The organism is Pseudomonas sp. PLMAX (assembly GCF_046042685.1).
GTDB lineage: Bacteria > Pseudomonadota > Gammaproteobacteria > Pseudomonadales > Pseudomonadaceae > Aquipseudomonas > Aquipseudomonas putida_AE.
Window position 1 is genome coordinate 4,702,141 of the sequence record NZ_CP064949.1, and the last position, 25,197, is coordinate 4,727,337.

Here is a 25,197-nt window from a genome sequence, read left to right on the forward strand (position 1 = left end):
GAAGACGAAAGATGTAGGAGCTGCCTCAGGCTGCGATCTTTTGATTCTAATAACCGGTCATTTCCAGATACCCCTGCCCGCCATGGCTGCCGCTCAAACGCACCGGCCCTTCCCAGTACGGAATGCGCAGATTCATCCAGGCATTGGGGTTGAGGGCGCTGATGACAATGTCGAGGTGTTTGCCGGGGATCTGGATCGACCAGCGCACGGGCATCGAACGCCCGGCCACCTGAGCGGTGTCCTGCGGAGTGAGGCGGATCTCGTCGGCATTGAGCTTTTGGGTCTGGCCCCGAGCGTCGATCCAGGTGCCGGTCAGGTACGGTTCGCCGTGCTTTTGCCGCATGCGATAGAGCATCACCTGCTCGCCGCTGTCCAGGTGCAGGGAAAACCAGTCCCAACCGCTCTGGTCGGCGGTCAGGGGCTGGCTGCTCCATTCCCGGTCGAGCCATGCGGGGCCGCTGACCTGAAAGCGCTGGCCGTCGATCTCGAGGGTGCCGCTGGCCTGGAAAAACGGCTGGCTGTAGTAATAGGACGCCTGGCCCTGTTCGGATTTCTGACTGAAACCCTTGTCGCCCTGGAGCACCAGCGGTCGGTTCGCGGTCAGCCGCAGTTGATAGCTGAATGCCTTGTCGCGGGCGCTGAGTTGCAGATCCGCCAGGGGATCGGCGCCCGTTGCCTGACTGCTGAAACGCCAGTCGTCGATCCACGCGTTGAACGGCGTCAGGCTCACCCCGGCCTGTCCCACGCCGCCACGGGCATAACGCTCGGCGGCGTGATGCACCGAGGCCGAGGTCACCGCCGCGTGGCCCAGCCATAACGTCTGGTTGCTCCAGCCGGACGCCTCGGGCGTGGCTTTCAAGGCACTGCGAAACAGCGTCCACTGCGCGCCGAATTCGCGGCCCTGCTCATCCTTGAGGTTGGCGGTGACGTACCACCATTCGATGCGAAAACCGTCGTGCGGGCCATGATCCGCCGGGAAGCTGAACACCCGACCGGGCATGACGGGCGTAAACGCGGCCGCTTGATTGCCGAGGCCGGCGAAGCCCTTTTCATCTGGCGCCGGCTGATCGCAACCGGCGAGCAGCGCTGCGGCCAGGCAGAGCCCGAGCTTAATCCTCATGGGCAAAGGTCCTCAGCAGGTCCGCCGGTTGCGTGCGATACAGCGAATACAGCGGCCACGCCGACGCCAGCAAGGTCGCCAGCAACGCCAGCGCCATCAACTGCAGCAATTGCAGGGGAAACACCTGCAGCGGCAGGCGCCAACCGAAGGCCTGGACGTTGATCACCGCGTCCAGGCACCAGGCCAGCGCGATGCCCAAGGGCAACGCCAGCACCAGGGTCAGCAGCGCCAGCAGCCAGGTTTGCCCGAGGTTGAGCAGCATCAGTTGCCGGCGCGTCACGCCCAGCGCCCACAGCGGCGCCAGTTGCCCGAGACGGCTCTGGCTTTGCGTCAGCAGGCTGATGAACAGCGCCACGCCGGCCACGCAAAGGGTCAGGCTATTGAGCGCGGCGGTGGCGGCGAAGGTGCGCTCGAACACTTGCGTCGACCAGCCCTTGAGTCGGGCCTGATCGACGATGCGGCTGTCTTCCAGGGCGAAGCGTGCCTGCAGCGCAGTCACGAACGGCGTTATCAATGCCGGCTCGATGCGCAGGTTGAAGCGGTTCGGCGTCAGTTGCGGCCAGCCGCGCAACAAGTGATCGACGTTGACCAGCAGGTGGCCCTTGGGATTGCCGTAGTCGGCGTAGACCCCGACGATGCGCGGCGACCAGGGACCGTTGGGCGTGGCGATCGTCAGGTGATCGCCGAGCTTGACCTTCAAGCGCCGCGCCAGTTGCTCGCTGAGCATCAGCGTATCGTCTGCTGCCAGGCGATCCCAGGGCTTGTCGTCCAGGGCTTCAAGCAACGGCCAGTGCTGGCGATAGGTCGGGTGATCGATCACGCCGAAGACATCCGCCGGCCAGCCTTGCAGTTGAATCGAGACCTGCCAGTTGGGCAACACCGCCGTCAGCTGCGGTTGTTGCTTGAGCCAGTCATACATCTCCCGAGCCTGGGCCGGGTTTTGGGGATTGAGGTAGAGCTCGGCGGTCAGCCGTTGTTCGAGCCAGTTGCTGAAGGTCTGGCGGAAACCGGCGGTCATGCTGCCGGCGCCGATGTTGGCCGCCAGGGCCAGTAATAGCGCCATCAGCGCCAGGCTCAAGGCCGGCAGTTGCTGCCGGCAATCGGCGACGAACCACTGGCCGAGCACCGAAGAACTGCGGTGGGTCAGCCCATTGAGCACGGCATTGAGGACCACCGGCAACGCCAGCGCGGCCCCCAGCAATAACGCGGCCATGAGCACAAAACCGCTGGCCAGGCTATCTCCGCGCAGCAAGGCCAGCAACGCAATGGCCAAGGCCAGCGCCGCCACCCAGCCCTGACGACGCAACCAGCGAGCATGGGCCTGATGCCAGGCCTGCGGATCGGCCAGGGCAAGCAACGGCAAGCGCGCTGCACGCCACAGACTGTTGGCACCGGCGAGTGCCGCGCCGAACAGGCTCAGGCCGACGCCGCTGAGCCACCACAACGGGCTCAGGCTCAACTGCCCCGCCACTTCGGCGCCGTACAAGCCGCGCAGGCTGGCGGCGACATCCGGCAGCAGCACGCTGGCCAGCAGATAACCGCTGACGACCCCGGCCACACCGCCGATCAGGGCCAGGCCGCCCAGTTCGACGGCGAGACAGGTTATCAGCATCCGCGCGCTGACCCCGCAGGCGCGCAGGGTCCGCAGCAAACCGCGACGCTGTTCCAGCGCCAGCCCTATCGCGGCATGCACGATAAACAGACCGACCACGAACGAGAGAAACCCCAAGGCGTCCAGGTTCAGGTGAAAGCTCTCGGTGAGGCGCGCCAGATTGTTTTCTTCGCCGCTGCTCTTGAGCTGAAGTTGCCCCTTGAACGGATCGGGCAGCGGCGCGCTGAAATCCCTGGGCAGTAGCAGACGTGACAACTGATCCGGCAAACCGAGAATCTGCTGGGCAAACCCGATGTCCACCAGCAACACCCCCGGCGCCATATCCGCTTGAGCGTGCAGCGGCGGCAGGGCCTGGCCGTTCAAGGCCAACGGCCGCTCCCCTTCCGTCAGCCCCAGACTCTGCAAGGTCTGCGGTGAAATCCAGGTGCTGCCCGGCGCCGTGAAAAACTCGACAACCTGCTCGATGGCCAATGCCCGCCCCGCCACCTCGGCCCCGGCCGGCAGCGAAACGGGCTCGATGCCCATCAGTTGCAGGCGCTGGTCCTCATGGCCCTTGAGCGTCAGCCGGCCCTGCAACACCGGCGACACCGGCCAACCGGCGCGGCGCAGGTCGACAAACCACTGCTGCGGGAAAGTCCCGCCAGCGGGCGCACTCAGGCTGGCCTGGGGTTCGCCGCCGATCAGCTGACTGGCCCGGGCATAGCTGTCCCGCGCCTGGCTGTTCAACGCTTGCACCCCGGTGAGCAGGCTGGTGGCCAGCCACAGCCCGGTCAGCACACTGAAAAACTGCACCGGGTGCTGTCGCCAATGACTGAGCAGCGCGCGCAGGGTTTCGCGAAAAATGCGCATCTCAGCGTTCGTCCACAGTCGCCAGCCGACCGCCGTGCAGCACCACCTTTTCGGCCATTCGCGCCGCCACGCTGGGGCTGTGAGTGACCATCAGCAGGGTCGTCGGACTGTCGTCGAGCAGCTCCAGCAGTAACTTCAGCACTTCGTCGCTGGTGCCTTCATCGAGGCTGCCGGTGGGCTCGTCGGCCAACAGCAACTTCGGTTGCGAGGCCAGGGCCCGGCCCAAGGCGACCCGTTGTTGCTGGCCGCCGGAGAGCTGTTCGGGATAGCGCCGCAGCAAATCGCCCAAGCCCAGGCGCTGCACCAGATGCGCCTGCCAGCGCGGATCATGGCGGCCGGCAAGGCGCGCCTGAAACGCCAGGTTGTCCTCCACCCGCAAGCTGCCGATCAGGTTGAACTGCTGGAACACCAGGCCGATTTCACTGCGTCGCCAGCTCGCCAATTGCCCTTCGTTCATCTGCTCCAGCCGGTGTTCACCGCTGCGGATGCTGCCGCGATCGACCTTGTCCAGCCCGGCGATCAGGTGCAGCAAGGTGCTCTTGCCACTGCCCGACTCGCCCATCAGCGCCAGGCTGCTGCCGGGTTTGAGGCTCAGGTCGACACCTTGCAACACCGGCAATGGCCCTTGCGGGGTGGCGTAGCTTTTGAAGACACCCTGGACTTCAAGCATGGGAGAACCCGTTCGATGAGCGTGGGCCAAGAATAGCGGCCCGGAATGGTTTTTGTCCGTCGCCGATTGCAGCCCTGCCCGGCCACCGCCATGCCGGCACCTCGGTGTCGGTGGACATGGTGCGGGGGATGAGCCCGGAGATGTGCTTCGATTTCCTGGCGATTCGCCGTCAAGCTGCAAGGGAACGGGAAGAAGCTTGGGGAGTTGATGGGCAGCCTCGACACCTTTGGGCCGCAGTTCAATATCGTTACGCCGTAAACCGCGTCGCGCCCTTCGCGAGCAAGCCCGCTTGTATGTTTAGACTTGTAGGGGTGGTGGGACTAAAAGCCAGCATCTGACTCTAGCCAGTACAGACCGTGGGAGACTTCGCCCCACCCCTTCACCAAAGCGCCGATAAGGAATGCATCGGCCATGACCGACGATAGAAGCAAGCCAGCGCAATGGTGAAGCCCCGACAAGCCTTTAAACCCTAACCCGGAGCTTTCTTTGTGGCAATGAGTGTCTCGCGTTCTGTAGTCGGAGTGGATGTCGCCAAGGCCGAAGTGGTGGTCTATCAGGCCGACACGGATCTGCTGTTGCCCGTGTCAAACGATAAACCGTCTCTTACAAAGTGGCTGAAAACGTTACCTGCAAACAGCGCCATCGCGATTGAAGCCACCAATATCTATCACCTGGATACGGTTGAGCTGGCTCATGCAATGGGACATGTCGTCTATGTCATCGACGGTTTCCGTTTGAGTAACTACCGCAAAGGAGTGGGTGGCCGCGCCAAAACAGATGCCAGCGACGCGCGTTTACTGGCGCGTTACTTGAAGAACGAAGAGGAAGAGCTACGTCCTTGGAGCCCGCCGCCGAAGGTCTATACCAAGCTTCAAAGCCTGCTTCGAAGACGAGCGACATTGGTCCAGGCGCGTGTCAGCCTGACTCAAAGCTGGAACGACGAGCCGCTGCTGAAAGCGGCATTCAAACAACAGATAGCTGCCATGGGTCGATTGGATTTACTCATCCAGAAGAAGCTGTTGGAAGTCGTCAAAGAGGCGGGTCTGTTGGATCAAGTCAAACGCTGCCAGGCCGTAGAGGGGGTCGGTTTTCTTACCGCCACCGCACTGACGATGGCATTTCAACGTGGCGACTTCGCCAGTGGTGACGCCTATATCGCGTTTCTTGGAATGGATTTGAGAGTCTCTGATTCGGGGCAGATGAACGGACGTCGAAAGCTGACCAAGAAAGGTGACTCAGAAATACGGCGTCTGCTGCATAACGCCGCGATGGCTGCCAGTCGCTCGAAGACCTGGAAGCCATTTTACGAACGCTATCTGGAGCGAGGATTAAAGACGACTCAAGTGCTGGTCATCCTGGCTCGAAAGCTGGCACGAGTGGCGTTCGCCCTGATGAAGAACCAGAGCGAGTATCAGCCAAATCCAGTCTTGGGGGCTTCCCCCCAAACATAGAATCTCCCACACTCGATCCGGTGTATGACACAGGTCCAATGTGGGAGCGGGCTTGCTCGCGAAAGCGGTCTATCGGATTACACAGAAACCGCTTCAACCACAGGCATCTGCCACTGCTGCTCGATCACCTGCCGCTCAGGCCCGTACAACCGCAGCACCAGGGTAAACGCCCCACTCGCCGGCGTCGGCAACCAGTTGCTCAGTTCCTGCGGGGCTGAGGTCTGCATCAACAACGTCAACCCACCATCGCCATCCACCTGCAAGCGATCCCGACTGCTCAAGCAATAACGATCGATCGGATTGGCCACCAACTGCCGGTCCGGCAAGTCGTACAATGTCAACGACCAGAACTCGCTGGCCGGTGGCAGTTGCCCCGGCGCGAAACGCAGTCGATAACGCCGCCCACCCTGCAATGGCTGCCCCTGACTGTCCTGGCGGGTGCCGGTGTAGAACGCCTCTTCGACACTGTTGCCGTAGATGCCGACATGGGCCGCGACGGCGCGGTTGAGGTAATTGCCCTGCATCGCCTCGCGGTTGCCAAACAGGCCGACAGTGCTACGCACCCGCGCCACTGCCGCTTGCAGTTGCGCCTGGGCATCCTGGATGCCGGCGATCAGTGCCTGACGCTCATCCGCGGCTAAGACCGAGAGATCAAAACCCTGGCCGGGCACGATGCCGATCCGCGCGAAACGTGCGCGCAAAGCCTGTTCGGACGGTTGCGTCGGGCACAGCGTAAGGAGGTGATTGAGCACCGCGATAAAGTCCGGTCCCAACCCGGTTTTACTGTCCCACTCCGGCCAGACAATCGCCGGCGCCACAGCGGGCGAGGGTCCGCCGGTGTATTCGTGCAAGGCGCGCAATCGATACTGCTGTTGCAACGCCCGCACCTCGGGCAAGTCGTCGGCGCTTCGCAGCCCGGTGCGCCCGAGCACCATGACGATCGCGGTTTCGCTGCGTAGCACCGCCTTGATCCCGGCCGGTGTCGGCCCCTGCCAATCCGGCCCGGCGATCAGGTAGTCCCCTGCCCCGCGACCGGTGCTGAGCACGCCGACATAGGCAAAATTGTGGGTGTACTGGTCGACCAACTGATGCACGTAGTAGCGGTCGTCGGCGACCGCCGGCACGCTCAACACCTGCGGTTCGCTACGCAGGTCGAGCCAGGCCCAGGAATAAGGCGTGTCGTTGTTCGGCGTGACGATTTCGCGGTTGTTCGGCGTGTACAACTCACTGTAGTGACGGAAGCGATTGAAGCCGCCGACGTACTCCGGTGCCGCGGGATCGAGCAGCTGTTTTTCCAGCGTCTGGTAGTGCATGAGCATCGGGTAGGCGTAGATCCACGCCTCCCGGGCAATGCCCCGCAGGTCTTCGGAATCGGCGGCGAGCAGTCCCCGTGGCAACATCAGGCTGCCGCCCAGTACGCCCATGCAGCCCAACAAACGGCGACGGGTGAAGATCCCGTTCATGGCTCGACCCTCACGATGGTGGGTAAGTGATAACTGCCATCGAGCGCTCCGGCCTTGGGCAGGTACAGGCGCAACAGTAAATTGAACGGACCTTCCGGCGTCGGCAGCCAGTTGCCCTGTTGCGCCGCCTCAGGTGCGTGGGTTTGCAGGAGCAGGGTCAATCCGCCATCGGCGTCATGGCGCAGGTCGGGGCTGCGATCGCCCAGGGCGTAACGCTGGATCGCATTGGCTGCGAGCAACTGGGTCTTGCCGTCATACAAGGTCAGCGACCAGAAGGCATTCACCGGCGGCAATTGCCCGGCCGGGAAATGCAGGCGATAGACATGGCGGCCGTCCAGTACCTGGCCTTGCACATCGTGCAGCGCCATCGGGTACACCGCTTCCACGGCATCGTTGGCGTAGATGTAGCGCCAGGCCACCGCCGCCCGGGTCAGGTCGTCGTCACCGAATTTGCCGACGTTGGTCGGTGAGCGAAACCAGCCTTGTTGCTCTACCGAGAGCTGGCTGGACGCGGCGCGCACCTGTTCGCGGCCGGCTTCGGCGCCTTGGGCGATCGCTGCGCCGAGTCCTGCCGGCGCCTCGAACGCCGCACCGGGCACGATGCCGATGGCGGCAAAGCGAGCGAGTTTTTCCTGTTCGCGGGCGGTCCATCGGTGCAATGGCGCCAGGGCGTTGAAGGTGTTGAACAGTGCCTCGGCCGCACCCTGTTTACTGTCCTGATAAGCCGGCAGTTGCAGTGAGGGCAGCACCTCGGGAGAGGTCCCGCCCAGCACCTTGGACAGTGGCTGCAAGGTATAACCGGTCAGTGCTCTTGCCGCCTCTTGCTGGTCGGCCTCGCCCTTGACTTCGGTGCGCCCGAGCAAAAACACCAGTCGACTCGGCGAGCGAATCACGCCGCTGAAACCGGCGGGCACATCGCCCTGCCAGTCCGGCCCCGCGATCAGGTAGCGCCCGGCCTGGTTGCCGGTGGCGCGGGTGCCGATGTAGTCGAGGTTGTCGGTGCGCATGTCGATCAACTGAAAACTGTAGTAGCGCCCCTGCACCGCCGGCACTTGCAGCACCTGGGGTTCGCCGCGCAGGTCGAGCAAGGCGCGGGAATAGAAGGTGTCGTTGTTGGGCGACACCACTTTGTTGTCCTGCGGGCCGAGCAGGCGCGGCTCGCTGTAGAGTCGGTTGAACGGCAGTTTGGCAGCGATGGCGCTGAGCACCTTGTCGTGCTCGACGGTGGCGAAGGCAAACACATAAGCCTCCTGCGCCAGCGCCTTGGCCTGCGGTTGATCGAGGGTCGCAGCGTGAACGGTGCCCAGGCTTGCGCCCAGGGCGAGTGCGGATATCCAGTGGCGCACGGTAGGTCTCCTTGCAGATAAACGACAGCAAACACCATTCCCTTGTGGGAGCGGGCTTGCTCGCGAAAGCGGTGTGTCAGACAACATCGCAGTCGACTGACACTCCCTCTTCGCGAGCAAGCCCGCTCCCACATTGGGTTTGCGGTGACTTCGGGTTATTTGGCCCAGCGGCGCAGATCCGACGGGGTGTAGTCGTCGGTCTTGGCGGCGAAGCCGACGCGCATCGGTTCGGTCTCTTCGTTGGCCAGGCCACCGGCGTAATAGCGTCCGGAGATCAGGTCATAGGAAGTTTCCAGCACGTTGTAGGTGAAGCCGTGGTCGTACTGCTGGATCGCATGCAGCTCACCGCTGCGCCACAGTTCACCGCGACTGTCGTACTGGTCCGACTGGGCGATCTGCCAACTGTCCTCGTCCACGTAGAACCGGCGCTTGGCGTAGATGTGCCGGGCGCCCGGCTTGAGCGTGGCCTCCACCACCCACACCCGATGCTTCTCGTAGCGGGCCAGGTCCTGGTTGACGTGGTTGGGCTTGATCACGTCGTCGTACTTGAGGTCACGGCTGCCGATCTTGTAGCTGTTGTAAGGGATAAACAGCTCCTGCTTGCCCACCAGCTTCCAGTCGAAACGATCCGGCGCGCCGTTGTAGCCGTCGATGTTGTCGGCGGTGATCAGGCCGTTGCTGTAGCGGGCGCTGTTGTCGTAGGCGATCATCGGCGCGCGACGCACACGGCGCTGGCCCGGCAGGTACTGCCAGGCCGAACGCGGCTCGGCGACCTGGTCGATCGGTTCATGCACCAGCACCGCTTCACCGGACAGGCGCGCCGGTTCCAGCACCCGGCTCTTGAACATGAACAGAATGTTCGAGCCCGATTCCAGCCCCCCCACGGTGTCGGCGAAGTTGATCAGCGACTGGTTGCGCACGTAGCTGGTGGCGCCGTTTTCACGCACCAGTGCGGCGCTGCTGATGCGCTCATAGCTGCCGCCGCGATAACGGGTCATGTGGTTCCACATCACCTCCAGGCCTTCGGTGGGCAGCGGAAACGGAATGCCCCGCGCATAGTCGTGCAAGCCATTGCCGCCGTCGGCCATGCTGGTCCTGGCGACGTTGTCGCGGCTGGCCGCCAGCACTTCCTTGGGCAGGTTGGCGCTGCGATGGCTGGGGTAGATGTTCATCTTGTAGCTGTCGGGAAAGCGCTTGAACAAAGCGATTTGCCCGGGGCTGAGAAACTTCTGGTACTGCGCCAGGTTCTGCGCGGTGATGGTGAACAACGGTTTTTCGGCAGCATAGGGATCGCTGTAGCCGCCCTTGCTGTCGACCGTCCCGGCGTTGCTCGCCAGGCCACCGCTCCAGGCCGGAATACTGCCGTCGGCATTGGCCGCCATTTCCGAGCCCATGGGCGTCAGGTTTTTGCCCAGGGCAGCCGAATCGGTGCCTTTGGCCTGGGCCAGGCCGACGCTGCAGGCCAGGGCCAGCACGCACAATTGCATACGCATAACGGTTCTCCTTAGAAGTCTGCCTTGAAGCTGACGGATGCGAAGTCGCGGTCGTCGAGGGTGCTGTAGTCGTTGGAACCGAAGAAGGCGTTGTAGGCCAGTTCCACGCTGTAATCGTTCATGTAGACGCCGGTCAGGCTCACGCCCAGGGCTTGCTGGCCTTCCTGGAACGGCCCTTGGGGATCGTAGGAATACCCCTCGACGTCATGTCGCCAGTTGAGTGCCGGGATCAGGTTGATGCCGGGCAGCACGTCGCTGTATTCCAGGCTCGCGCGCAGGCGATAGCCCCACGACCAGTCGGTGGAAAAGCCCTTGTCGGTGCAGTACTGGTTGGTCACGCCCGAGGCCACGGTGTTGCACGGTGTGCCGTTGCGCGTCGAGCTGCGACCGAACGCGGCGCTGCGACCCAGGCGCTCATCACCGAGGTCGTCGATGTGCACCACGCCGGCCTCGCCGAACAGGTTCAGGCGCGTGGCACCCAGCACGTTATCGATGGCCTGGGTCGCCGAAGCGGTCATCTGCCACACGCCTTTGCGCTCCCACGCGTCAAAACGGTCGCCTCGGTTGACGTTGAACCCGGCTGGCAACTCCACCCAGGAACTGCCTGCCGCACCGGAAATCACCGCGACATTGACGTCCGGCGCGTTGATCGACAGCGGCATGTTCGGCCGATAGCTCACCTCGCCGGCCAGGGAAATCCCGCTGATCGGTTCGACGCCGTTGAGGCTGATGCCGTACAGGCGAATGTCCTCCGGAAACGCCGCCGCATAACTCGGCGCCTGGATGCCGCCGGGGAATGTCCCCCGCGCTCCGATGTTCTTCGCATCGAGGGTGAAGTACGGCAGCCGCGAGTGGTAATTGATGAAGTAGATCGCCGCTTCGGCATCGTTCAGCGCCGGGATCATCTGGCGCAGGGCGAAACCGAACTGGCCGTTGTCCGACGGTGATTCATTGCCCCGGGAGGTGGCGTACAAACCGGCGGCCTGCATCTGCTGGTCGGTCAGGGTCTGGCTCAGGTACAACGGCCCGCAGCCCTTCTGGATCACGTCGCTGGCAGCGAAAAACGTGCCGCAACCATCGAGCACGCTGGGCCTCCAGTTGTACTGGTAGAAGCCTTCGAGGTTGGTGGTATCGGTCAGGCCGAAACTGAAGGAGACCATTTCCACCGGCAACTGGCCTTCCTTGATTTCCACGCCGGGGCGGTTGAAGGCCGAGATGTCCAGCGGGTTGATCACATTGATGCCGTTCTGGATCAGCAGCGACTCGCCCCAGGACAACACCTGGTTGCCGACCTTCACGCTCAGGGGGTGTTCGGCCACCTGGAAGTCCTTCCAGACATAGGCGTCGAGCATCTCGAAGCCCTTGAACTTCGACAGGTCGTCCCAACCTGAATCGTCAAAATCCTTGAACCGCGCCTGGCGGGTTTCGTAGGCGTGGTCGTACCAGTATTTGAAGCGCAGGAAGGCGCCCTGGCCCTGACCATCGAGACTGAAATCGGTCAGGCCCTTGAAGACCTGCGAGATGGGGTCGCCCTTCTCGAAGTTCAGCCGGTTATCGTCGGCGCTGACGCTGGTGCCGTTGGCCTGCACCCCCTGGGCCTGCAAGGCGTTGGCGCGGGTCATGAGGCTCTTGTCGGGGTTTTGCGTCGACCAGCTGCTGCCCAGGCTCAGGGCAGTCTTGGTCGACAGGCTCCAGTCTTCGTTGATCTCGAAGGTGGTCGCGGATGCAGGCCCCGCCAGTACGGCAAGGATAGCCAGCGCAAGGGGTTGCGGGCGGGGGTGGCCAGGCCGGTTCAGTCGTTGGCGGACTGTGGCTGTGGCCGAGCGTTTTCTTATCATTATTAGGCTCCGGTCAGGATTACTCAGCCTGGTCACGGTGCCTGAGCCTTATCGTCCACACGCAAGCGATGACTGACAAAAAGCAATCATCGGCTGTATCCGATCTACTGTGGGAGCCGGCCTGCCGGCGATGACGGCCTCACAACCGCCGCATGCCCCAAGGCCGCACCCGATCCACTGTAGGAGCTGGCTTGCCAGCGAAGGCGGCCGAAAGTAGAGCCATCGCCAGGTCGGATCGCCTCACCGCGAGCTCCTACAACCCCAACCGAAACTGCTTCGGCGTAATCCCGAACTGCTTGCGAAATGCCCTTATGAAATTACTTGGCTGCCGATAGCCAAGGCGTTCGGCAATCCGCTCTATGGGCTGATCCCCCGCTGTCAGCCAATGCCGCGCCAGCTCCAGACTGTCGCTGCGGACATGTTGCGCGGCTTCAGTCTGCCAGTGTCGCAACATGCTCTGGTGCAGGAACGGATTGGCGCCCAGCAGGGGTTCGTCGAGAATGGCCAGCGGAACATCAAGGCGCGGATGCGATCCCTGTGAGACTTCGATGCCGACACTGCGCAACCACTCACCGGCCGCCTGCTGCGGGGTCAAGGTCACACCCAGGAACACCTCGCCCGGTGCCCGCCCGAGTCGGCGGGCGATGTTGCGCACGAGGGTCAAGGTGGCCGCATCCAGTCCGAAAAAATGCGGCAATTGCTGAGCAGCGCGCAGGTGCAAGCGAGCCTGTCCTTCAACCTCCTCCAGTTGCGCCTGCACGTAGTTGGTCACACGGGGCAGGAACTCGGTGAAGCAGGCGAGGCTGGCGCGCAGGGTCGTGGCGGAATCGAGCAGTATGTTCAAGCCTTGCAGGCTGGTGGTGGCCATGCCGTTGACCAGTTCACAGCCAAAAGTGGCCCCGGCGCCCTGGCGCTCGCATTCGTGCCACAGCTGTTCAACCAGGTGCGCGGGAACGCGCAAGCCTTGCCCCTCCAGCAGCGACAGACAGATCCCGGCCCGTTGCAGCAGCTGTTCCTGGCACAGGCCGGAACGCTGGGCATGGCTGAGAATGGTGCGGGTGAATGCACTGGAGGCGAAGGTTTCAGTGGTCATGGCGCACGGCGTCTGGAAGGCAGGCGTGTACTTATGCCAGTCTCTGTGATATCGATCCAATGCATTAAAAGTATCCGCTGAATGCAGGAGACGCATGATGGACCTTCGACAACTTCGCCACCTCGTCGCACTGGCCGACTACCGCAGTTTTGGTCGCGCCGCCGAAGCGATCAACCTCAGCCAGCCGGCCTTCAGCCGCAGCATCCAGACCCTGGAACGGGACCTCGATTGCGCACTGGTGGAGCGCAGCAGTCGCGAATTTCGCCTGACCGGCCAGGGCCAACTGGTGCTGCAGCACGCACGGCGTCTGCTTGCCGGTAGCCAGGCGTTGCACAACGAACTGACCCAATACAACGGTCTGACCGGCGGCGAACTGCACTTCGGCAGCGGCCCTTACCCGGCGCAACTGCTGGTGCCCGAAGCCCTGGCTCAATTCATCCAGGCGCACCCGGCGATCCGCACCCGTTTTCATCTCGGCGACTGGGAGCAATTGGCGCTGTGGTTGCGCGAGCAGCAGATCGAGTTCCTGGTCGCCGATTCGCGCTACTTCACCGGTGACCCGCAATACCAGGTCCAGCTGCTGCGGCCACGGCGCGGACGCTTTTTTTGTCGCATCGATCACCCTCTGGCCAACCGCCAGAACCTGTCGCTGCGTGCCCTGCTCGACTATGCCGTGGTCGGTACGCGCATCCCGCCGATGATCCGCAAGATCCTCGCCGACGTGCAGGGCGAACCCGATTTCAACCCCAGCGTCGAATGCGCGCAATTCGACGCCATCTGCCGCGTGGTCAGGCGCTCCGACGCGGTGGGCATCGCCACCATGGAAGCCCTCGCCGAACAGGTCGACCAGGGGCTGATTCGGCTGCTGGACTTTGTCGACGTGCCCAGCGACGACCCCGGGTTGCTCCTGCATTACGGCATCGTCAGTCGCGTCGGCTATTCCCTGACGCCGGCGGCGCGGGCGATGGTCGAGGCGATCATGCAGGTCGACGAGCATTTGCTGGTGGCGGTTTCGGGGTAAATCGCATCAGGCACGGCGCGACAACGCCGGCTGCGCCTGCAACGCCCGCGGCTCACCCAAGGCCCGCAGCAGGCAATGCACCGCCTCCTCGCGACTGCGTTCGAAGCGATAGCGCGATTCGATGTACAACGCCAGTTTCAGCTCCACCGGTTCCTCCAGCGGCAACGGCACTTGCTGCAAGCCCAGTGCACTGGCAACCCGGCTCGGCAGACTCATGCCGAACGGCTGGCGATCGGTTATCAGGCGCGCGGCCAGGGTACTTTGCGTACTCATCGCCAGGGTCCGGCGCATACCTTTCAAGCCCAGCCGCAGGTCCACCGGGCTGAGGCCGTCGCGGCGGCTGGACACCTGGATCTGCGGTTGTTGGAGATAGGCCTCGAGGGTGCGCGGCGGATCCTTGAGGGCGGCGCCAAAGGCGAACACATAATGATCGGCGGGCAGCACTTGCTTGTACAGGCCGGCCAGCCCGGCCAGCGGTTGGTCGAGGTCGATCAGGATGTCGAGCTTGCCGCTCGCCAGCTCCTGCAAGGCATCGCGCCGCCGCGGCTGGAAGTACCGCACTTGCCAATCGGCATGGGGCGACTCGAGCAGTGCATCGAGCAGCACCGGTTGCAGGCAATCGAGGCAGCTGATGCGCAGCAGCGGATTGTTTTGCCGCGCCGCGGGGATCATGCGCAAGCCCTCGCGCAAGGACTCCAGGGCGGCGCGCACGAAGTCGGCCAGGCGGTGCGCGACCAGCGTCGGGGTCACGCCCAGGCGGCTCTTGATGAACAGCGGATCGCCACACAACTCACGCAGGCGGCGCAGTGCGTTGCTCATGGCCGGTTGCGACAGGCACATCACCTCGGCGGCACGGGTGACACTGCGCTGCTGATAGATCGCATCGAAGGCGAGCAGCAGGTTCAGGTCGAGCTGGCGTAAATCAAGCATGGTCTTGCTCCGGCAAATCGCTTAACGTCAGGCAGCCTAACCAGTGACTTGATTCAAGCTGTGAGCCCTACATGACAAAAAGCGATCAGCCAATGCAGCCTCAGGCACCGCACCCTCAGGCATTGCCCAATGCCTTCTACGCCCCGACCCTGCTGCCAGCCATCGAAGAACTGCTGGCACGCGGCGTTGCCCGGGAGGCTATCGAAGGCCTGTTCCGGCGCAGCCTGTTCGAGTTGCGCACGCCGTTCATGCGAGTGCCGCTGTTCCTGTCGCGGCGCTTCTGGGCGTTTGCGCTGGAGCAGACCGGCGACCCGCTGATCGGCCTGGCGGCGGGTCGACGCTTCGTGTCCACCGCCACCAACGGCCTGACTTACCTGTTCGACGTCGCGGCGTCCCTGGACAGCGCCTGCCAATATTTCGTGCGGTTCTTTCCGTTTTTCAACGGGCATTTCCAGGCACAGGTGGTACGCGACAAGGACGGCGTCGAGCTGCGCCTGCTCGATGCCGGCAGCGTCAAGGCCAGTGCGGCGACCGCAGACTACATCCTCATCAGCTTGTGCAGCATGCTGCGTCGAAAATTCCTCGCCAGCGGCCTGGCGCGTGACCCGATCCTCGCGGTCAGCCTGGTCGGCGCCTGTCCGGCCAACGCCCAGGACCACGAGCAAGCGTTCCGGGTAGCGGTACGCTGGGGGATGGCACAGTATGCGATTCACCTCGATCCACAGCTGTTCGTCACCGCGCTCACCCCCGGTAACCATGAGCTGGAACAGACCCTCGTGGAATTGCTGGAGCAAACCCGGCGCAACAGTGAGCCGACCCTGCTCGAGCAGGTCAGCGACTACGTGATCGCTGAACTCGCCGTCGCCCACTGGCAGCAGTTCTGCACCCGCCAGCACATGCTCGAACGCACCGCGGCCCGGCGCTTGAAGTCCCTGGGCTGGAGTTTTTCCGAGTTGCTGGACGAGTACCGCCGCTGCCGCGCCGAAGATTTCTTGCAGGAGGCGGACCTGGAACTGGTCGAGATTTCCGACCGGTTGGGCTACAGCGACGTGCAGAGCTTCAACCGGGCGTGCTTGCGGTGGCTGGGGTGTGCGCCTGGGGTCTATCGCGGGCGGCTGGGGTTGTGTCGCAATGACTGAGCGTAACTAGCAAAAGATCAGAAACCCGCTATTACGTTAGTAGCCACTTCATTCATTGCAGATCGTCACAGGTGCGCCCCACGATGCGAAATCCACTGCAGCATTCGAGCGTTCGTTATGGCTTTTTACTGTGCGTTATCACAATGGGGCTGACCGCTTGTACCAGCGACGAGAAGTACAATGCACCTAAAGAAATTACTCGCCCCCCTATCGATGACAGCGAGACTTCGTCTGTGCGAGTCACGACCAGCTGGCTACAACATTCACTGACTCAAGCTGGCTGTCTGCAGCACGCCAGGGCGGCGCTTGCAAAAGCGAGATATTTTGTTGAAGCAGGAGAAAGATCAGTCTACGGGTTGCGTGAAGGCATGACTTTTTCGATTCGCTGCGACTACGAAGGCGTTGCTTTTTTTGCAGTGGCTTACCGCCAAAGGCCAAGTACTCAAACCCAGGATCGGATCTTGAATGAGATCACCCGGCTATTTTAAGGACTGCAAACACACCAGACGACATTTCTCCTGTTTCTCCCTTGCGGGCCCCTGAGAGGGCCACTTTCCGCTGCTATGCTGATAGCACCTGTTTCTGCACTTGAGACGAGCAGCATGGCAGCACAAGGGAAGCCTTCCCCGTTCACGTTCAAGGTCATGGCCGGCTCGGCCGGAGTTTTCCTTGTCGCCTGGGCCGCCATGAAGCTGCTCGACACTCACTTCGACCTGACGTTGCTGGCCGATACCACGGGCTGGCTGCCAGTTTTTTGGGAATGGCTATGGCTGGAAACGCCAATACCGAACTGGTCGCTGCTGATGATTATCGCGATTTTGATCAGCACTCTGTCTGTTGCGATTTACTACGCCCGCATCACTGATGGAGCTTACGGTGAGTTACACGAGTTAGAGCGAAGAATTTACAAAAAGAACAACCCTCAGTTCCCCCAGTTGACAGATGACCAAACGATTCTGATGGAAGCTTTGGCCTATCACGCGAGCTTCAGAAAAATTGCGAACCTGAGCTCGGTTTGCAAACTTGTCTCACTCAGTACGTCGGAAGTTGAAACCGGTCTAAAGCAACTCCAGGTCAAAGGTCTTGTGAGGCAAAAAGTGACACGGGGTACGTTCGGCACCACCACTTTTGAACTGACCCTGGCCGGGAAGGATTACGCGTTGGACCGGCTGGAGCTGACGTGGGAGCGCAGGCTGCGATCTTTTGACTTGCTTTTTAACAGCAAGATCAAAGATCGCAGCCTGCGGCAGCTCCTACAGGGGATGGGGTGGCTGTCAGGCCCCCACCGCCGCCGTGTTGCGTTTTTGTAAAGCGCGCACCACCGACGTTCGCCCACGGGAACGCTATAGTTAATGACCTTGGGGAAACGCGCGAAAACCGATGCCGCAGGTGCTGCCATGAACACAACCGTACCCACGCTGTTACTTGCCCTGTGCCTGGCTGCCAGCAGCGCCCAGGCGGATGACAGTGCGATGCAAACCGAAGAATCCAGCAGTGAATTCAACTACTACGGCGCCGACCAGCCCTTTGCCCATCCGGCGCCTCCAACCCTGAGCACGGTGCCGCCGGGATCGTACATCCCGACATCGCCCCAGACCTTCACCCCGGTGTCGAGCGAGCACGTATTCTCCGATTCCCGATTGCCAACGGTCGCCGATACCACCGTGCGCGTGTTCATTCGCACCTACGACGCCGTACACGGCGTCTACGTGAACCAGGAGGTCCTCGACCCGACCTGCATGCTCGCCTGCCTCAGCAACCCGAGCCCGGCCTTGTAACAACTTGCAGCTTGAGGCTGCAAACTGACAGCTGCTCCTCTACCACTGACGCTTGTCCGGCCGCGCCAGGCCAAGCTTCTCGATCCGGTAGCGCAGCATGTCGCGGCTCAGGCCCAAAAGCCGCGCGGACTTGGTGACGTTCCAGTCGGTCTTGTCGAGCATCTTGCGCACCATGTCGCGCTCCACTTCCGGCAGGTTCATCGATTCGTTGCCGTTATAGGCCGCGCGCGGTTCGCTCGGTGGCAGCTCATGGGTAAACATCGCCGGCTCGTCCACCAGGCTCAGGCAGACGTTCAACTGGTGGGCGGCAATGGTGTCGTGTTGCGCCAGCAAGACGGTCTGCTCGAGCATGTTGCGCAGTTCGCGCACGTTGCCCGGCCAGGTGTAGTTGAGCAGCAGTTCCTCGGCCTGCTCGCTGAACCGCAGGTGCGGCTTGCCGTAGCGTTTGCCATGGGTCGCCAGGAAGTGCCGGGCCAGCAGCAGGATATCTTCGCCACGGGCATACAGGCGCGGCACCTTGATCGAAATGATGCGCAGGCGGAAGAACAGGTCGCGGCGGAACTTGCCCTGCTGGACCATTTGCTCGAGGTTGCAGTTGGTGGCGCTGATCACCCGCAGGTCGACCTTGCGCTCTTTCACCGAACCGACCCGGCGGATGGTCCGGTCTTCCAGCAGCTTCAGCAGCTTGGCTTGGAGAATCAGGTCCATTTCGCCGATTTCATCGAGAAACAGGGTGCCGCCGTCGGCCGCTTCCACCAGCCCCAGGCGACGGTCCTTGGCATCGGTGAAGGCGCCCTTCTCGTGGCCGAACAGCTCCGACTCCACCAGGTTGGAAGGAATCGAGGCGCAGTTGAACTCGATGAACGGGCCTTTGCTGCGCGGACCGTCGAAATGCAGCGCCCGCGCCACCAGTTCCTTGCCGGTACCGGTCTCGCCTTCCACCAGCACCGGCGGCAAATCGGTGTTGGCCATGCGTCGCTCAGCGTCGAGCAACTGGGCGATGGTGCCCTTGAGGTAGACCATCGGTGCCGATTCGCCGATCAATGCCTGCACCCCTGATTTCTGCGCCTCGCGCTCCTGGTAGAACGACAGTGTGCGCTCCATCCGGTCGGTGGCCAGGGCCTTGTCCAGCAGCAGCTTGAGCTCCGGCAGCGCCACCGGTTTGGTCACGTAGTGAAACGCGCCCTCTTTCATCGCCACCACGGCGTCTTCGACGTTGCCGTAGCCGGTCATCATGATCACTTTCAGATCCGGCGCGCTGATGCGCAGCTTCTGGATCAGGTCGTGACCACTCATGCCCGGCAACGAGTTGTCGGTCAGCACCACATCCGGAAGAAAGGTGCTCAACTGCGACAGCGCGTCTTCGGCCGAGTGGCAGACGGTCACTTCGAAGTCCTTGCGCTCCAGGTAAGTCTGGATATTCTCCGCGAGCAGCTCATCATCCTCGACCAGCAGTATGCTGTGCTCCATATTCCCCTCCCGTTGCCACTTTGAAATTGAGACAGACGCGGGTTCCTTCCTGCTCTTGGCTGGTCAGTTCGACCGAGCCTTCGAAGCGCTCCATTATTCTTTTGACCAGGGCCAGGCCCACGCCCAACCCTCCCTGTTTGGTGGTGAAGAACGGCTTGAAGACCATTTGCTGTTGCTGCTTGGTCATGCCCTTGCCGGTGTCGTTGAGGACCATGCACACCTGATCGGGGGCCGGTGTTTCAATGTCGATACTCAGTACGCCGCCCTTGGGCATGGCTTCCAGCGCGTTGGCGAACAGACTATTGAGAATCTGTGTGAGCAACACCTGTTGGCTGACGACCGGTGGCACCGTCCTCGGCGTGAAGCGCACCTCGACGTTCGAGCGCTGGATCTGTGGGGCGAAGGCGCTCAAGGTGTCGTCGATGGCCAGCACCAGGTCGACGCTTTCCTGATCGTCGTTGACCGGGCGCAAGGACACCAGCAACTCACGGACCCAGCGCGACATGCGATCGACCTGGCCGATGATGTCGCCGATGTTCTTCTGCGCGGGCTGGCTGGCGATTTCCTGGGCCATTTCGGCGCTGGAACGAATATTGGCCAGCGGATTGCGCAGGCTGTGGGCGACCGCCGAGGACATTTCCCCCAGGGCGACGAAGGTTTCGTTGGCGACCAGCTGTTTCTGCTGGCTATGCAACAGCAGGGCCGCACGGCGCACGATCCAGAACAACCCCAGGTAGATCACCGCGCCGCCGAGCAATGTGGTCAGCCAGATCGCCTTGAACCCGCGCTGGATGCGCGCTATCAGGTCCGCCGGTTCCTTGTAGATCTCGACCATGGCGACCACTTTGCTTTTGTCGGCGTTGAACATTGGAATGTAGTTCTCGACGAACAGGTACTGGGGGTCATGCAGCAAGCGTTGCTCAGGACGCTCCTCGTCGATCTCGTGGTAGCTGGTGGACACCGCTTCCTTCATTTCGAAGGACTCGTCCAGTTCCTCGTCATTGTCGATGCGCACACCGACCAGCTCGGGGTTGGTCGACCAGACCACGGTACGATCCATGGCGTACACCGTGGCCAGCAGAAGGTCTGGCAGGTGTTCGACATGATCAAGAAACTCGATGCGCGAAGCGGTACGGGCGCCCGAGTCGACGTCCGGATAGGCGGCGTCAGCGCGCGGGTCGAGCATTTCGCCCATGGTGCGGTTCGGCGAAATCGCGGCATGGCGAATTTCGGCGGCGCCCATGGCTTGCACGAATTGCGCGGTCAGCATGGAGTCGCGCTCGATACTCTCCTCGACCACGAAACGCGTGGAAATGTAGCCCAGGCCCAATGCCACGCCGGCAATGATGAAAAAACTCGCCACGGAAAACCAGCGCACCAGATTGAACGGCGGCCGCCAATCCTTGGCCTCTGCTGCCGGCGTATCCGGCGTTGATTGCAGTATCTGCATGGGATGTCCTGGTAGCTTGAGACAAGCGTTTTCAGCCGCATTCCCGATCAGTGTAGGTGGCATTGACCGTCACAGACTGCCCGATAAAGCTATTTCGCCACTATTGCACCCGCGCCATGTCGGGCGCGGCGACGGCGTGCTGGTGCTGCGGTTCCTCGGCGTCGATGACCAGAGGTGTGAGCAACGGCTGCTGGCGCTCGGTTTCTTCCTGCAGGAACTCGATGATCGACTGCGCCGAGTGCTCATCCATGCGCAGGTTGGGCATCGGGATCTTGTCGAAGCGCTCGAACAGCTCCATGGCAATCGGGTCTTTTTCGGCCAGCATGCGGTCGGGCTCGCGGATCCAGCGGCTCAGCCAGGCCGGATCGCGCTGGCGGGTCACGCCGACCAAGTCCGGGCCGATGCTGCGCATGCCGATGCCCTGCCCGTCCAACGGGCCGAGGCTGTGGCACGACGCGCAACGGGTGCGGAACAATTCTTCGCCGTTGCTCGGCGGACGAATCTCGGGCGCATTGGCGTAGCTTTCGCCCATGCTCGGTTGTTTCCAGTTATGCAAGGTATTGGCCAATTGGTCGGCCAGGATCCACGGGTTCTCGAAGGGCGAGGCTTTCATCCACCTACCGGTTTGCTGGTTGCCGACGATCAGGCTCAGGTTGTGGTCCTTGCTGCGGCCGTTGTCGACGCCTTCGATGAACAGCCCGAGTTTTTGCCGCAACTCGGTGACGTCGCCGAACTCGCCGGTGAGGAACTGCCAGCCCGGCCCGATCTGGAAGCGTTGCGCATAGGCCTTGAGTACCTCGGGGGTGTCGCTCAAGGGATCGATGCTGATGGAGTAGAAGAAGATGTCCTTGCCGACCCGGTCACCGAGCAGTTTCTGCACCTGGCGCAGCCGCGCGGTTTCCAGCGGACAGGAGTCGCTGCACGAGGTGAAGATGAAATTGATCACCACCACCTTGCCCTTGATCAGGTCATCGAAAAAATGCACCTGCCGACCGTCCTGGTCGGTCAGCAGGGTGTTGGGGAAATAGTCGCTACCCCACGGCGTGGTGGATTCGCCGGCTACCGGAACGGGTGTCGACGGTGTCTGGCTGGCGACCAGCAGCTGGCTGGCCAGCAGGCCCGTCACCAATATCAGCACCAGGTGCATGCCCAGGGCTTGCGTACGTGCGGTATCCATCACCAGCCGCCTCTAACGTATGAAGGGGGTGATGGGGCTAGTGCAAAGAGCTGGCCAAAGTTGTAACTGCTTTATACAAAGTCATTAATATTCTATAAAACAATGGCTTATCGACATCATTTTGCCACGATGGGAATAGCGATTGGGGAATGGCACCCGCTAGCGGGGAAAGTTCACACCCATTTTCAGGGGACGCGTTTGAACGTCAGGCTGACGCGGGTGCCCTCGCCCTCGCGGCTGTCCAGGGCCACCGTCCCGCCAAATCGTTCCATGATGCGCTTGACCAGCACCAGCCCGACACCGAGCCCGCCCTGCTTGGTAGTGAAAAACGGGCGGAACGCCATGCGCCGCTGCTCCTCGGTCATGCCTTTGCCGGTATCGCTCACCACCACGCGAACATTCTGGGCATCGATGGGCGCCATGGCGATGGTCAGGGTTCCGCCTTCGTCCATGGCCTCCAGGGCATTGGCCAGCAAACTGTTGAGGATCTGCGTCAGCTGCACCTGCTGGCTCAGCACCATCGGCGTGCCTATGGGTTCGAACAGCACATTGACCCGGGCCTTGACGATCTGTTGCTCGAACGCAGCGAGGCTGTCGTACAGCGCCGCCACCAGATTGACCGGCTCGACGTCGTCATTGAGTGGCCGCAGGGACTGCAGCAACTCCCGCACCCACTTCGACATGCGATCGACCTGGCCGATGATGTCGTTGATGTTCTTGTGCGCCGGGCCACTCTCGAACTCCAGTGCCAGCTCGGCGCTCGAGCGAATGGTCGCCAGGGGATTGCGCAGGCTGTGGGCAACGGCCGACGACATCTCGCCCAGGGCGACGAAGGTTTCGTTGGTGATCAGCTGCTTCTGTTGCGTCGCCAGCAGGTTCGCCGCCCGCCGCACGATCCAGTACAGCCCCAGGTAGATCAGGCCGCCGCCCAGGGCCGTGGCCAGCCATATCAGCACCAGGCCGCGCTCCATGCGGTTGATCAGGTCCTTGGGTTCCTTGTAGATCTCGACCATCGCCGTGACGTTCTTGCCTTCGGCATCGAACAGCGGAATGTAGTTTTCGATGAAGATGTATTCCGGCGGCGTGATGAACTTCTGTTCCATGCGAGCCTGGTCGACATCGTGATAACTGGTCGACACGGGGGTCTTCGAGGCGAAGGCCTGGTCGAGGTCTTCGTCGGCGTGAATCGTGGTGCCCATCAGGGCCGGATTGGTCGACCAGATGATCATGCGGTCGGGGGCATAGATGTTGGCCAGGATCACATCCGGCAAATGTTCGATGTGGTCGAGGAATTCGCCCCGGGCGTTGGCCCGGGCCAGCGGGTCGACGTCGGAAAAGTCCCGGTCCTTGCGCGGGTCGAGCAGCTCGCCCATGGTCCGCACATTGGGAATCGACACATGGCGCACCTCGGCCGAGGCAATCGCCTGGATGAATTGCGAAGTCAGCAGGGCATCGCGCTGCACGCTTTCGGTAATCACGAATTTGGTCGACACCGAGCCCAGCGCCACCGCCACCGTGCCGATCACCGCCATGCTGATGAGCGAAAACCAGCGCAGCAGATTGAACGGCTGTTTGCGTGAGCTCAAGCGAATCTCGCCCTGGTCGGACGCCAGTGTCTTTGCAAGCATGGTCATGGACAGTGTTCCCGCAAAACCCCTATAGGTTTATAGCGCACTACTCGCCGTTTGCCCGTTCCCGGGTCCTGCCCTCCCCTATTCCCCACTACCCCGCTGCCCCGATCTACCCCCAATGCTGGGGAAAGAGGCCCGCCCGGGCATTTGCCGTTCCATCCGCGAGCGCGTCGCAAACGCCTGTGTACCGGGCCTCGCACCGACATTTTCGACGGTTGGCATGGGAGTTGCCGAAGACCTCCCAACTGACCCATATCCAAGGGGCAGGTACTCTGATAGAGGGAATACTCATGCACCCTTTACTGTCCAAAAGCGCGATCGCCCTGATCGTGAGTGCGCTGGCCCAAGGTTCTGCCCAGGCCGCGTTGTTTGCTGTAGATCCTGGCCCTTACCTGCCAGCCACCGGTGGCTTCGCGTCCTGGTATCAGGACACGCATGGCCGAACCCTCGACTTATGCCTGTCCAAGGCTGTCAGTTCCAGGGTTCCCAGCGCGCCCGGCGCGCCCTCCTACATGTGCGTTTTGAATCCGGCTCCCGGGGTGTTCGATGACACGCAACCGATCGTTTTTCCGGGCAACTTTCCCGATGAAACGTTCTGGTTCACGGGCGACGGCGCAATCGTCGACGCAGCCAGGGGCATCGACCTGACCTATGTCAGTGCCGTGGAAGCCGCCTTCGCCGCTGAAGATCCGGTAGAGGGCGACCAAGTCAGTTTTGGCCGTATCCGCATCCGGGTCGACGTGCCAACCGCCGGCGTCTACACCATCACCCACCCCTACGGCGTCGACATATTTGACGTGCCCGCAGGTGGTGGCCGCGCGATCAACATGACCCGGGACATCGGCATCGGTTCGCCGAAAACCTACGACGGCGCGCTCAGAAGCGACATCGGTCCCTTCCTGCGCAGCGTCAACGGCCCCTACACCGAGACCAACCCGGTCACTGGCCAAGCCGAGCAATTCGTGGGTGATCCGAACCTGTCGGAAGCCTTCACCGGCAGCCCGTTCAACACCAATTACATCCGCATCGAAGGACCTAACGGACTGGACTTGCGCACCACGGTGATGGCCATCTCCGGCAAGTTATCGACGGTGGTGCGGCCGACCCCGATGATCACCGAGCGCAGCACCTACTCGCGCAAGGCCGGGGAAAGCGCACCGGTGGCCCAGCAGGACGTATTCGTCATGGCCCCGCCACCGCCGGCCACCGTGACCTTGGACAGCAACAGCCCGGTGCTGAACATGACCGAGGCCGACACCACCGGCCACTGGTACGCGCAATCCTCCACCAATCCGTCATTGCCAAGCACCTTGCAGGTGACCGCCGACAACCACCTGGCCATCCCCAGCAGCACGCCGACCACCTTGTCCATGCCCTTGACCGACCTGGTGGTGATCTCCCGTGCCGAGTACAGCCTGGGCTCCGGGCAAATCACGGTGGTGGCCTCCACCAGCGATGAAACATCGCCACCGGTCCTCACCGTCACCTCCGGCACCGGGGCCGCCATCGGCGCGCTCAGTGGCGACGGCGCGGTGAAATCCCTGTCGACCGGCATCTCGCCGATTCCGCCGGCCAAGGTTCGGGTGACGTCGTCCAATGGTGGCAGCGACACCGAAGAAGTGGTCATCGTGCAATGAACGCTCTCATGCCCAGATCCGCATCAGGA

General features: G+C 62.3%; 20 protein-coding genes and 1 pseudogene. 8 read left to right on the top strand and 13 right to left on the bottom strand.

Features of this window, described 5'->3' with window-relative positions; genetic code table 11:
- Window positions 1–46 precede the first annotated feature (46 nt).
- From DKB71_RS21310 to DKB71_RS21320, 3 genes are read right to left on the bottom strand one after another with little or no spacing between them, the layout of a single operon-like run.
- Entirely contained in the window at window positions 47–1,120 is a 1,074-nt protein-coding gene (locus tag DKB71_RS21310) for a lipocalin-like domain-containing protein (protein WP_408597237.1), read from the bottom strand.
- Window positions 1,110–3,581, bottom strand: coding sequence for an ABC transporter permease (locus tag DKB71_RS21315; RefSeq protein ID WP_408597239.1), 2,472 nt, complete (start codon window positions 3,579–3,581; stop codon window positions 1,110–1,112). Before DKB71_RS21315 ends, DKB71_RS21310 begins: the two co-directional genes overlap by 11 nt.
- Before the next feature lies 1 nt (window position 3,582).
- The gene (locus DKB71_RS21320; protein WP_408597241.1) at window positions 3,583–4,251 is read right to left on the bottom strand and encodes an ABC transporter ATP-binding protein; all 669 of its coding nucleotides are present in this window, start codon (window positions 4,249–4,251) and stop codon (window positions 3,583–3,585) included.
- 207 nt (window positions 4,252–4,458) lie between these two features.
- Between DKB71_RS21320 and DKB71_RS21325 the strand changes: the two genes are divergently transcribed.
- Both DKB71_RS21325 and DKB71_RS21330 read left to right on the top strand, forming a co-directional pair.
- Window positions 4,459–4,509 (top strand): hypothetical protein, encoded by a 51-nt coding sequence (locus tag DKB71_RS21325; RefSeq protein WP_408601143.1) that lies wholly within the window; start codon window positions 4,459–4,461, stop codon window positions 4,507–4,509.
- 230 nt (window positions 4,510–4,739) lie between these two features.
- Window positions 4,740–5,702 (top strand): IS110 family transposase, encoded by a 963-nt coding sequence (locus DKB71_RS21330; RefSeq protein ID WP_408597243.1) that lies wholly within the window; start codon window positions 4,740–4,742, stop codon window positions 5,700–5,702.
- Between the two features lie 77 nt (window positions 5,703–5,779).
- Here DKB71_RS21330 and DKB71_RS21335 read toward each other — a convergent pair whose 3' ends face one another.
- The 5 genes from DKB71_RS21335 to DKB71_RS21355 form a co-directional block, all read right to left on the bottom strand.
- A complete protein-coding gene (locus DKB71_RS21335; protein ID WP_408597245.1) occupies window positions 5,780–7,165 on the bottom strand; it encodes a DUF1254 domain-containing protein in 1,386 nt (461 codons plus the stop codon).
- Window positions 7,162–8,511 (bottom strand): DUF1254 domain-containing protein, encoded by a 1,350-nt coding sequence (locus tag DKB71_RS21340; protein ID WP_408597247.1) that lies wholly within the window; start codon window positions 8,509–8,511, stop codon window positions 7,162–7,164. The genes DKB71_RS21335 and DKB71_RS21340 overlap by 4 nt, the downstream gene beginning before the upstream one ends.
- A gap of 155 nt (window positions 8,512–8,666) precedes the next feature.
- On the bottom strand, window positions 8,667–10,004 hold the full coding sequence (locus DKB71_RS21345; protein WP_408597249.1) for a DUF1329 domain-containing protein: 1,338 nt from the start codon (window positions 10,002–10,004) through the stop codon (window positions 8,667–8,669).
- 11 nt (window positions 10,005–10,015) lie between these two features.
- Window positions 10,016–11,842 carry a DUF1302 domain-containing protein gene (locus DKB71_RS21350; protein WP_408597251.1) on the bottom strand — a complete coding sequence of 609 codons (1,827 nt, stop codon included), beginning with the start codon at window positions 11,840–11,842 and terminating at the stop codon, window positions 10,016–10,018.
- 253 nt (window positions 11,843–12,095) lie between these two features.
- Entirely contained in the window at window positions 12,096–12,935 is an 840-nt protein-coding gene (locus DKB71_RS21355; protein WP_408597253.1) for a helix-turn-helix domain-containing protein, read from the bottom strand.
- Between the two features lie 94 nt (window positions 12,936–13,029).
- On the opposite strand from DKB71_RS21355, the gene DKB71_RS21360 reads away from it, so the two are divergent.
- Complete coding sequence (locus DKB71_RS21360; RefSeq protein ID WP_408597255.1) at window positions 13,030–13,956, top strand: LysR family transcriptional regulator; 927 nt, start codon at window positions 13,030–13,032, stop codon at window positions 13,954–13,956.
- A 6-nt stretch (window positions 13,957–13,962) separates the two neighbouring features.
- Here DKB71_RS21360 and DKB71_RS21365 read toward each other — a convergent pair whose 3' ends face one another.
- A complete protein-coding gene (locus DKB71_RS21365; protein WP_323628042.1) occupies window positions 13,963–14,886 on the bottom strand; it encodes a LysR family transcriptional regulator in 924 nt (307 codons plus the stop codon).
- A gap of 71 nt (window positions 14,887–14,957) precedes the next feature.
- Here DKB71_RS21365 and DKB71_RS21370 point away from each other — a divergent pair, with 71 nt between their 5' ends.
- The 4 genes and pseudogenes from DKB71_RS21370 to DKB71_RS21385 all read left to right on the top strand — a co-directional run bounded on the left by DKB71_RS21370 (window position 14,958) and on the right by DKB71_RS21385 (window position 17,803).
- Window positions 14,958–16,025 (top strand): AraC family transcriptional regulator ligand-binding domain-containing protein, encoded by a 1,068-nt coding sequence (locus DKB71_RS21370; protein WP_408597258.1) that lies wholly within the window; start codon window positions 14,958–14,960, stop codon window positions 16,023–16,025.
- A gap of 83 nt (window positions 16,026–16,108) precedes the next feature.
- The gene (locus DKB71_RS21375) at window positions 16,109–16,513 is read left to right on the top strand and encodes a hypothetical protein (RefSeq protein WP_274076860.1); all 405 of its coding nucleotides are present in this window, start codon (window positions 16,109–16,111) and stop codon (window positions 16,511–16,513) included.
- Between the two features lie 114 nt (window positions 16,514–16,627).
- Window positions 16,628–17,206 (top strand): annotated as a pseudogene (locus DKB71_RS21380) (hypothetical protein); the annotation flags it as partial.
- Between the two features lie 216 nt (window positions 17,207–17,422).
- The gene (locus DKB71_RS21385; RefSeq protein WP_323628039.1) at window positions 17,423–17,803 is read left to right on the top strand and encodes a hypothetical protein; all 381 of its coding nucleotides are present in this window, start codon (window positions 17,423–17,425) and stop codon (window positions 17,801–17,803) included.
- A gap of 39 nt (window positions 17,804–17,842) precedes the next feature.
- On the opposite strand, the gene DKB71_RS21390 is transcribed toward DKB71_RS21385, so the two are convergent.
- From DKB71_RS21390 to DKB71_RS21405, 4 genes are all read right to left on the bottom strand, one after another.
- Window positions 17,843–19,273 (bottom strand): sigma-54 dependent transcriptional regulator, encoded by a 1,431-nt coding sequence (locus DKB71_RS21390; protein WP_274076857.1) that lies wholly within the window; start codon window positions 19,271–19,273, stop codon window positions 17,843–17,845.
- Window positions 19,242–20,723 carry a sensor histidine kinase gene (locus DKB71_RS21395; protein ID WP_408597261.1) on the bottom strand — a complete coding sequence of 494 codons (1,482 nt, stop codon included), beginning with the start codon at window positions 20,721–20,723 and terminating at the stop codon, window positions 19,242–19,244. The genes DKB71_RS21390 and DKB71_RS21395 overlap by 32 nt, the downstream gene beginning before the upstream one ends.
- Before the next feature lie 100 nt (window positions 20,724–20,823).
- Complete coding sequence (locus DKB71_RS21400) at window positions 20,824–21,900, bottom strand: SCO family protein (RefSeq protein ID WP_408597263.1); 1,077 nt, start codon at window positions 21,898–21,900, stop codon at window positions 20,824–20,826.
- 185 nt (window positions 21,901–22,085) lie between these two features.
- Window positions 22,086–23,534 carry a sensor histidine kinase gene (locus DKB71_RS21405; RefSeq protein WP_408597265.1) on the bottom strand — a complete coding sequence of 483 codons (1,449 nt, stop codon included), beginning with the start codon at window positions 23,532–23,534 and terminating at the stop codon, window positions 22,086–22,088.
- A gap of 287 nt (window positions 23,535–23,821) precedes the next feature.
- Between DKB71_RS21405 and DKB71_RS21410 the strand changes: the two genes are divergently transcribed.
- Window positions 23,822–25,168, top strand: a complete 1,347-nt coding sequence (locus tag DKB71_RS21410; protein ID WP_408597267.1) for a hypothetical protein — start codon at window positions 23,822–23,824, stop codon at window positions 25,166–25,168.
- Window positions 25,169–25,197 lie beyond the last annotated feature (29 nt).

Excerpts from the sequence above, each read along its gene's own strand:
- DKB71_RS21335 (WP_408597245.1), bottom strand. The coding sequence starts at position 7,165 with ATGAACGGGATCTTCACCCGTCGCCGTTTGTTGGGCTGCATGGGCGTA.
- DKB71_RS21410 (WP_408597267.1), top strand. The coding sequence starts at position 23,822 with ATGCACCCTTTACTGTCCAAAAGCGCGATCGCCCTGATCGTGAGTGCG.
- DKB71_RS21360 (WP_408597255.1), top strand. The coding sequence starts at position 13,030 with ATGATGGACCTTCGACAACTTCGCCACCTCGTCGCACTGGCCGACTAC.
- DKB71_RS21375 (WP_274076860.1), top strand. The coding sequence starts at position 16,109 with ATGCGAAATCCACTGCAGCATTCGAGCGTTCGTTATGGCTTTTTACTG.
- DKB71_RS21345 (WP_408597249.1), bottom strand. The coding sequence starts at position 10,004 with ATGCGTATGCAATTGTGCGTGCTGGCCCTGGCCTGCAGCGTCGGCCTG.
- DKB71_RS21395 (WP_408597261.1), bottom strand. The coding sequence starts at position 20,723 with ATGCAGATACTGCAATCAACGCCGGATACGCCGGCAGCAGAGGCCAAG.
- DKB71_RS21350 (WP_408597251.1), bottom strand. The coding sequence starts at position 11,842 with ATGATAAGAAAACGCTCGGCCACAGCCACAGTCCGCCAACGACTGAAC.
- DKB71_RS21370 (WP_408597258.1), top strand. The coding sequence starts at position 14,958 with ATGACAAAAAGCGATCAGCCAATGCAGCCTCAGGCACCGCACCCTCAG.
- DKB71_RS21315 (WP_408597239.1), bottom strand. The coding sequence starts at position 3,581 with ATGCGCATTTTTCGCGAAACCCTGCGCGCGCTGCTCAGTCATTGGCGA.
- DKB71_RS21405 (WP_408597265.1), bottom strand. The coding sequence starts at position 23,534 with ATGACCATGCTTGCAAAGACACTGGCGTCCGACCAGGGCGAGATTCGC.
- DKB71_RS21320 (WP_408597241.1), bottom strand. The coding sequence starts at position 4,251 with ATGCTTGAAGTCCAGGGTGTCTTCAAAAGCTACGCCACCCCGCAAGGG.
- DKB71_RS21385 (WP_323628039.1), top strand. The coding sequence starts at position 17,423 with ATGAACACAACCGTACCCACGCTGTTACTTGCCCTGTGCCTGGCTGCC.
- DKB71_RS21365 (WP_323628042.1), bottom strand. The coding sequence starts at position 14,886 with ATGCTTGATTTACGCCAGCTCGACCTGAACCTGCTGCTCGCCTTCGAT.
- DKB71_RS21390 (WP_274076857.1), bottom strand. The coding sequence starts at position 19,273 with ATGGAGCACAGCATACTGCTGGTCGAGGATGATGAGCTGCTCGCGGAG.
- DKB71_RS21400 (WP_408597263.1), bottom strand. The coding sequence starts at position 21,900 with ATGGATACCGCACGTACGCAAGCCCTGGGCATGCACCTGGTGCTGATA.
- DKB71_RS21355 (WP_408597253.1), bottom strand. The coding sequence starts at position 12,935 with ATGACCACTGAAACCTTCGCCTCCAGTGCATTCACCCGCACCATTCTC.
- DKB71_RS21310 (WP_408597237.1), bottom strand. The coding sequence starts at position 1,120 with ATGAGGATTAAGCTCGGGCTCTGCCTGGCCGCAGCGCTGCTCGCCGGT.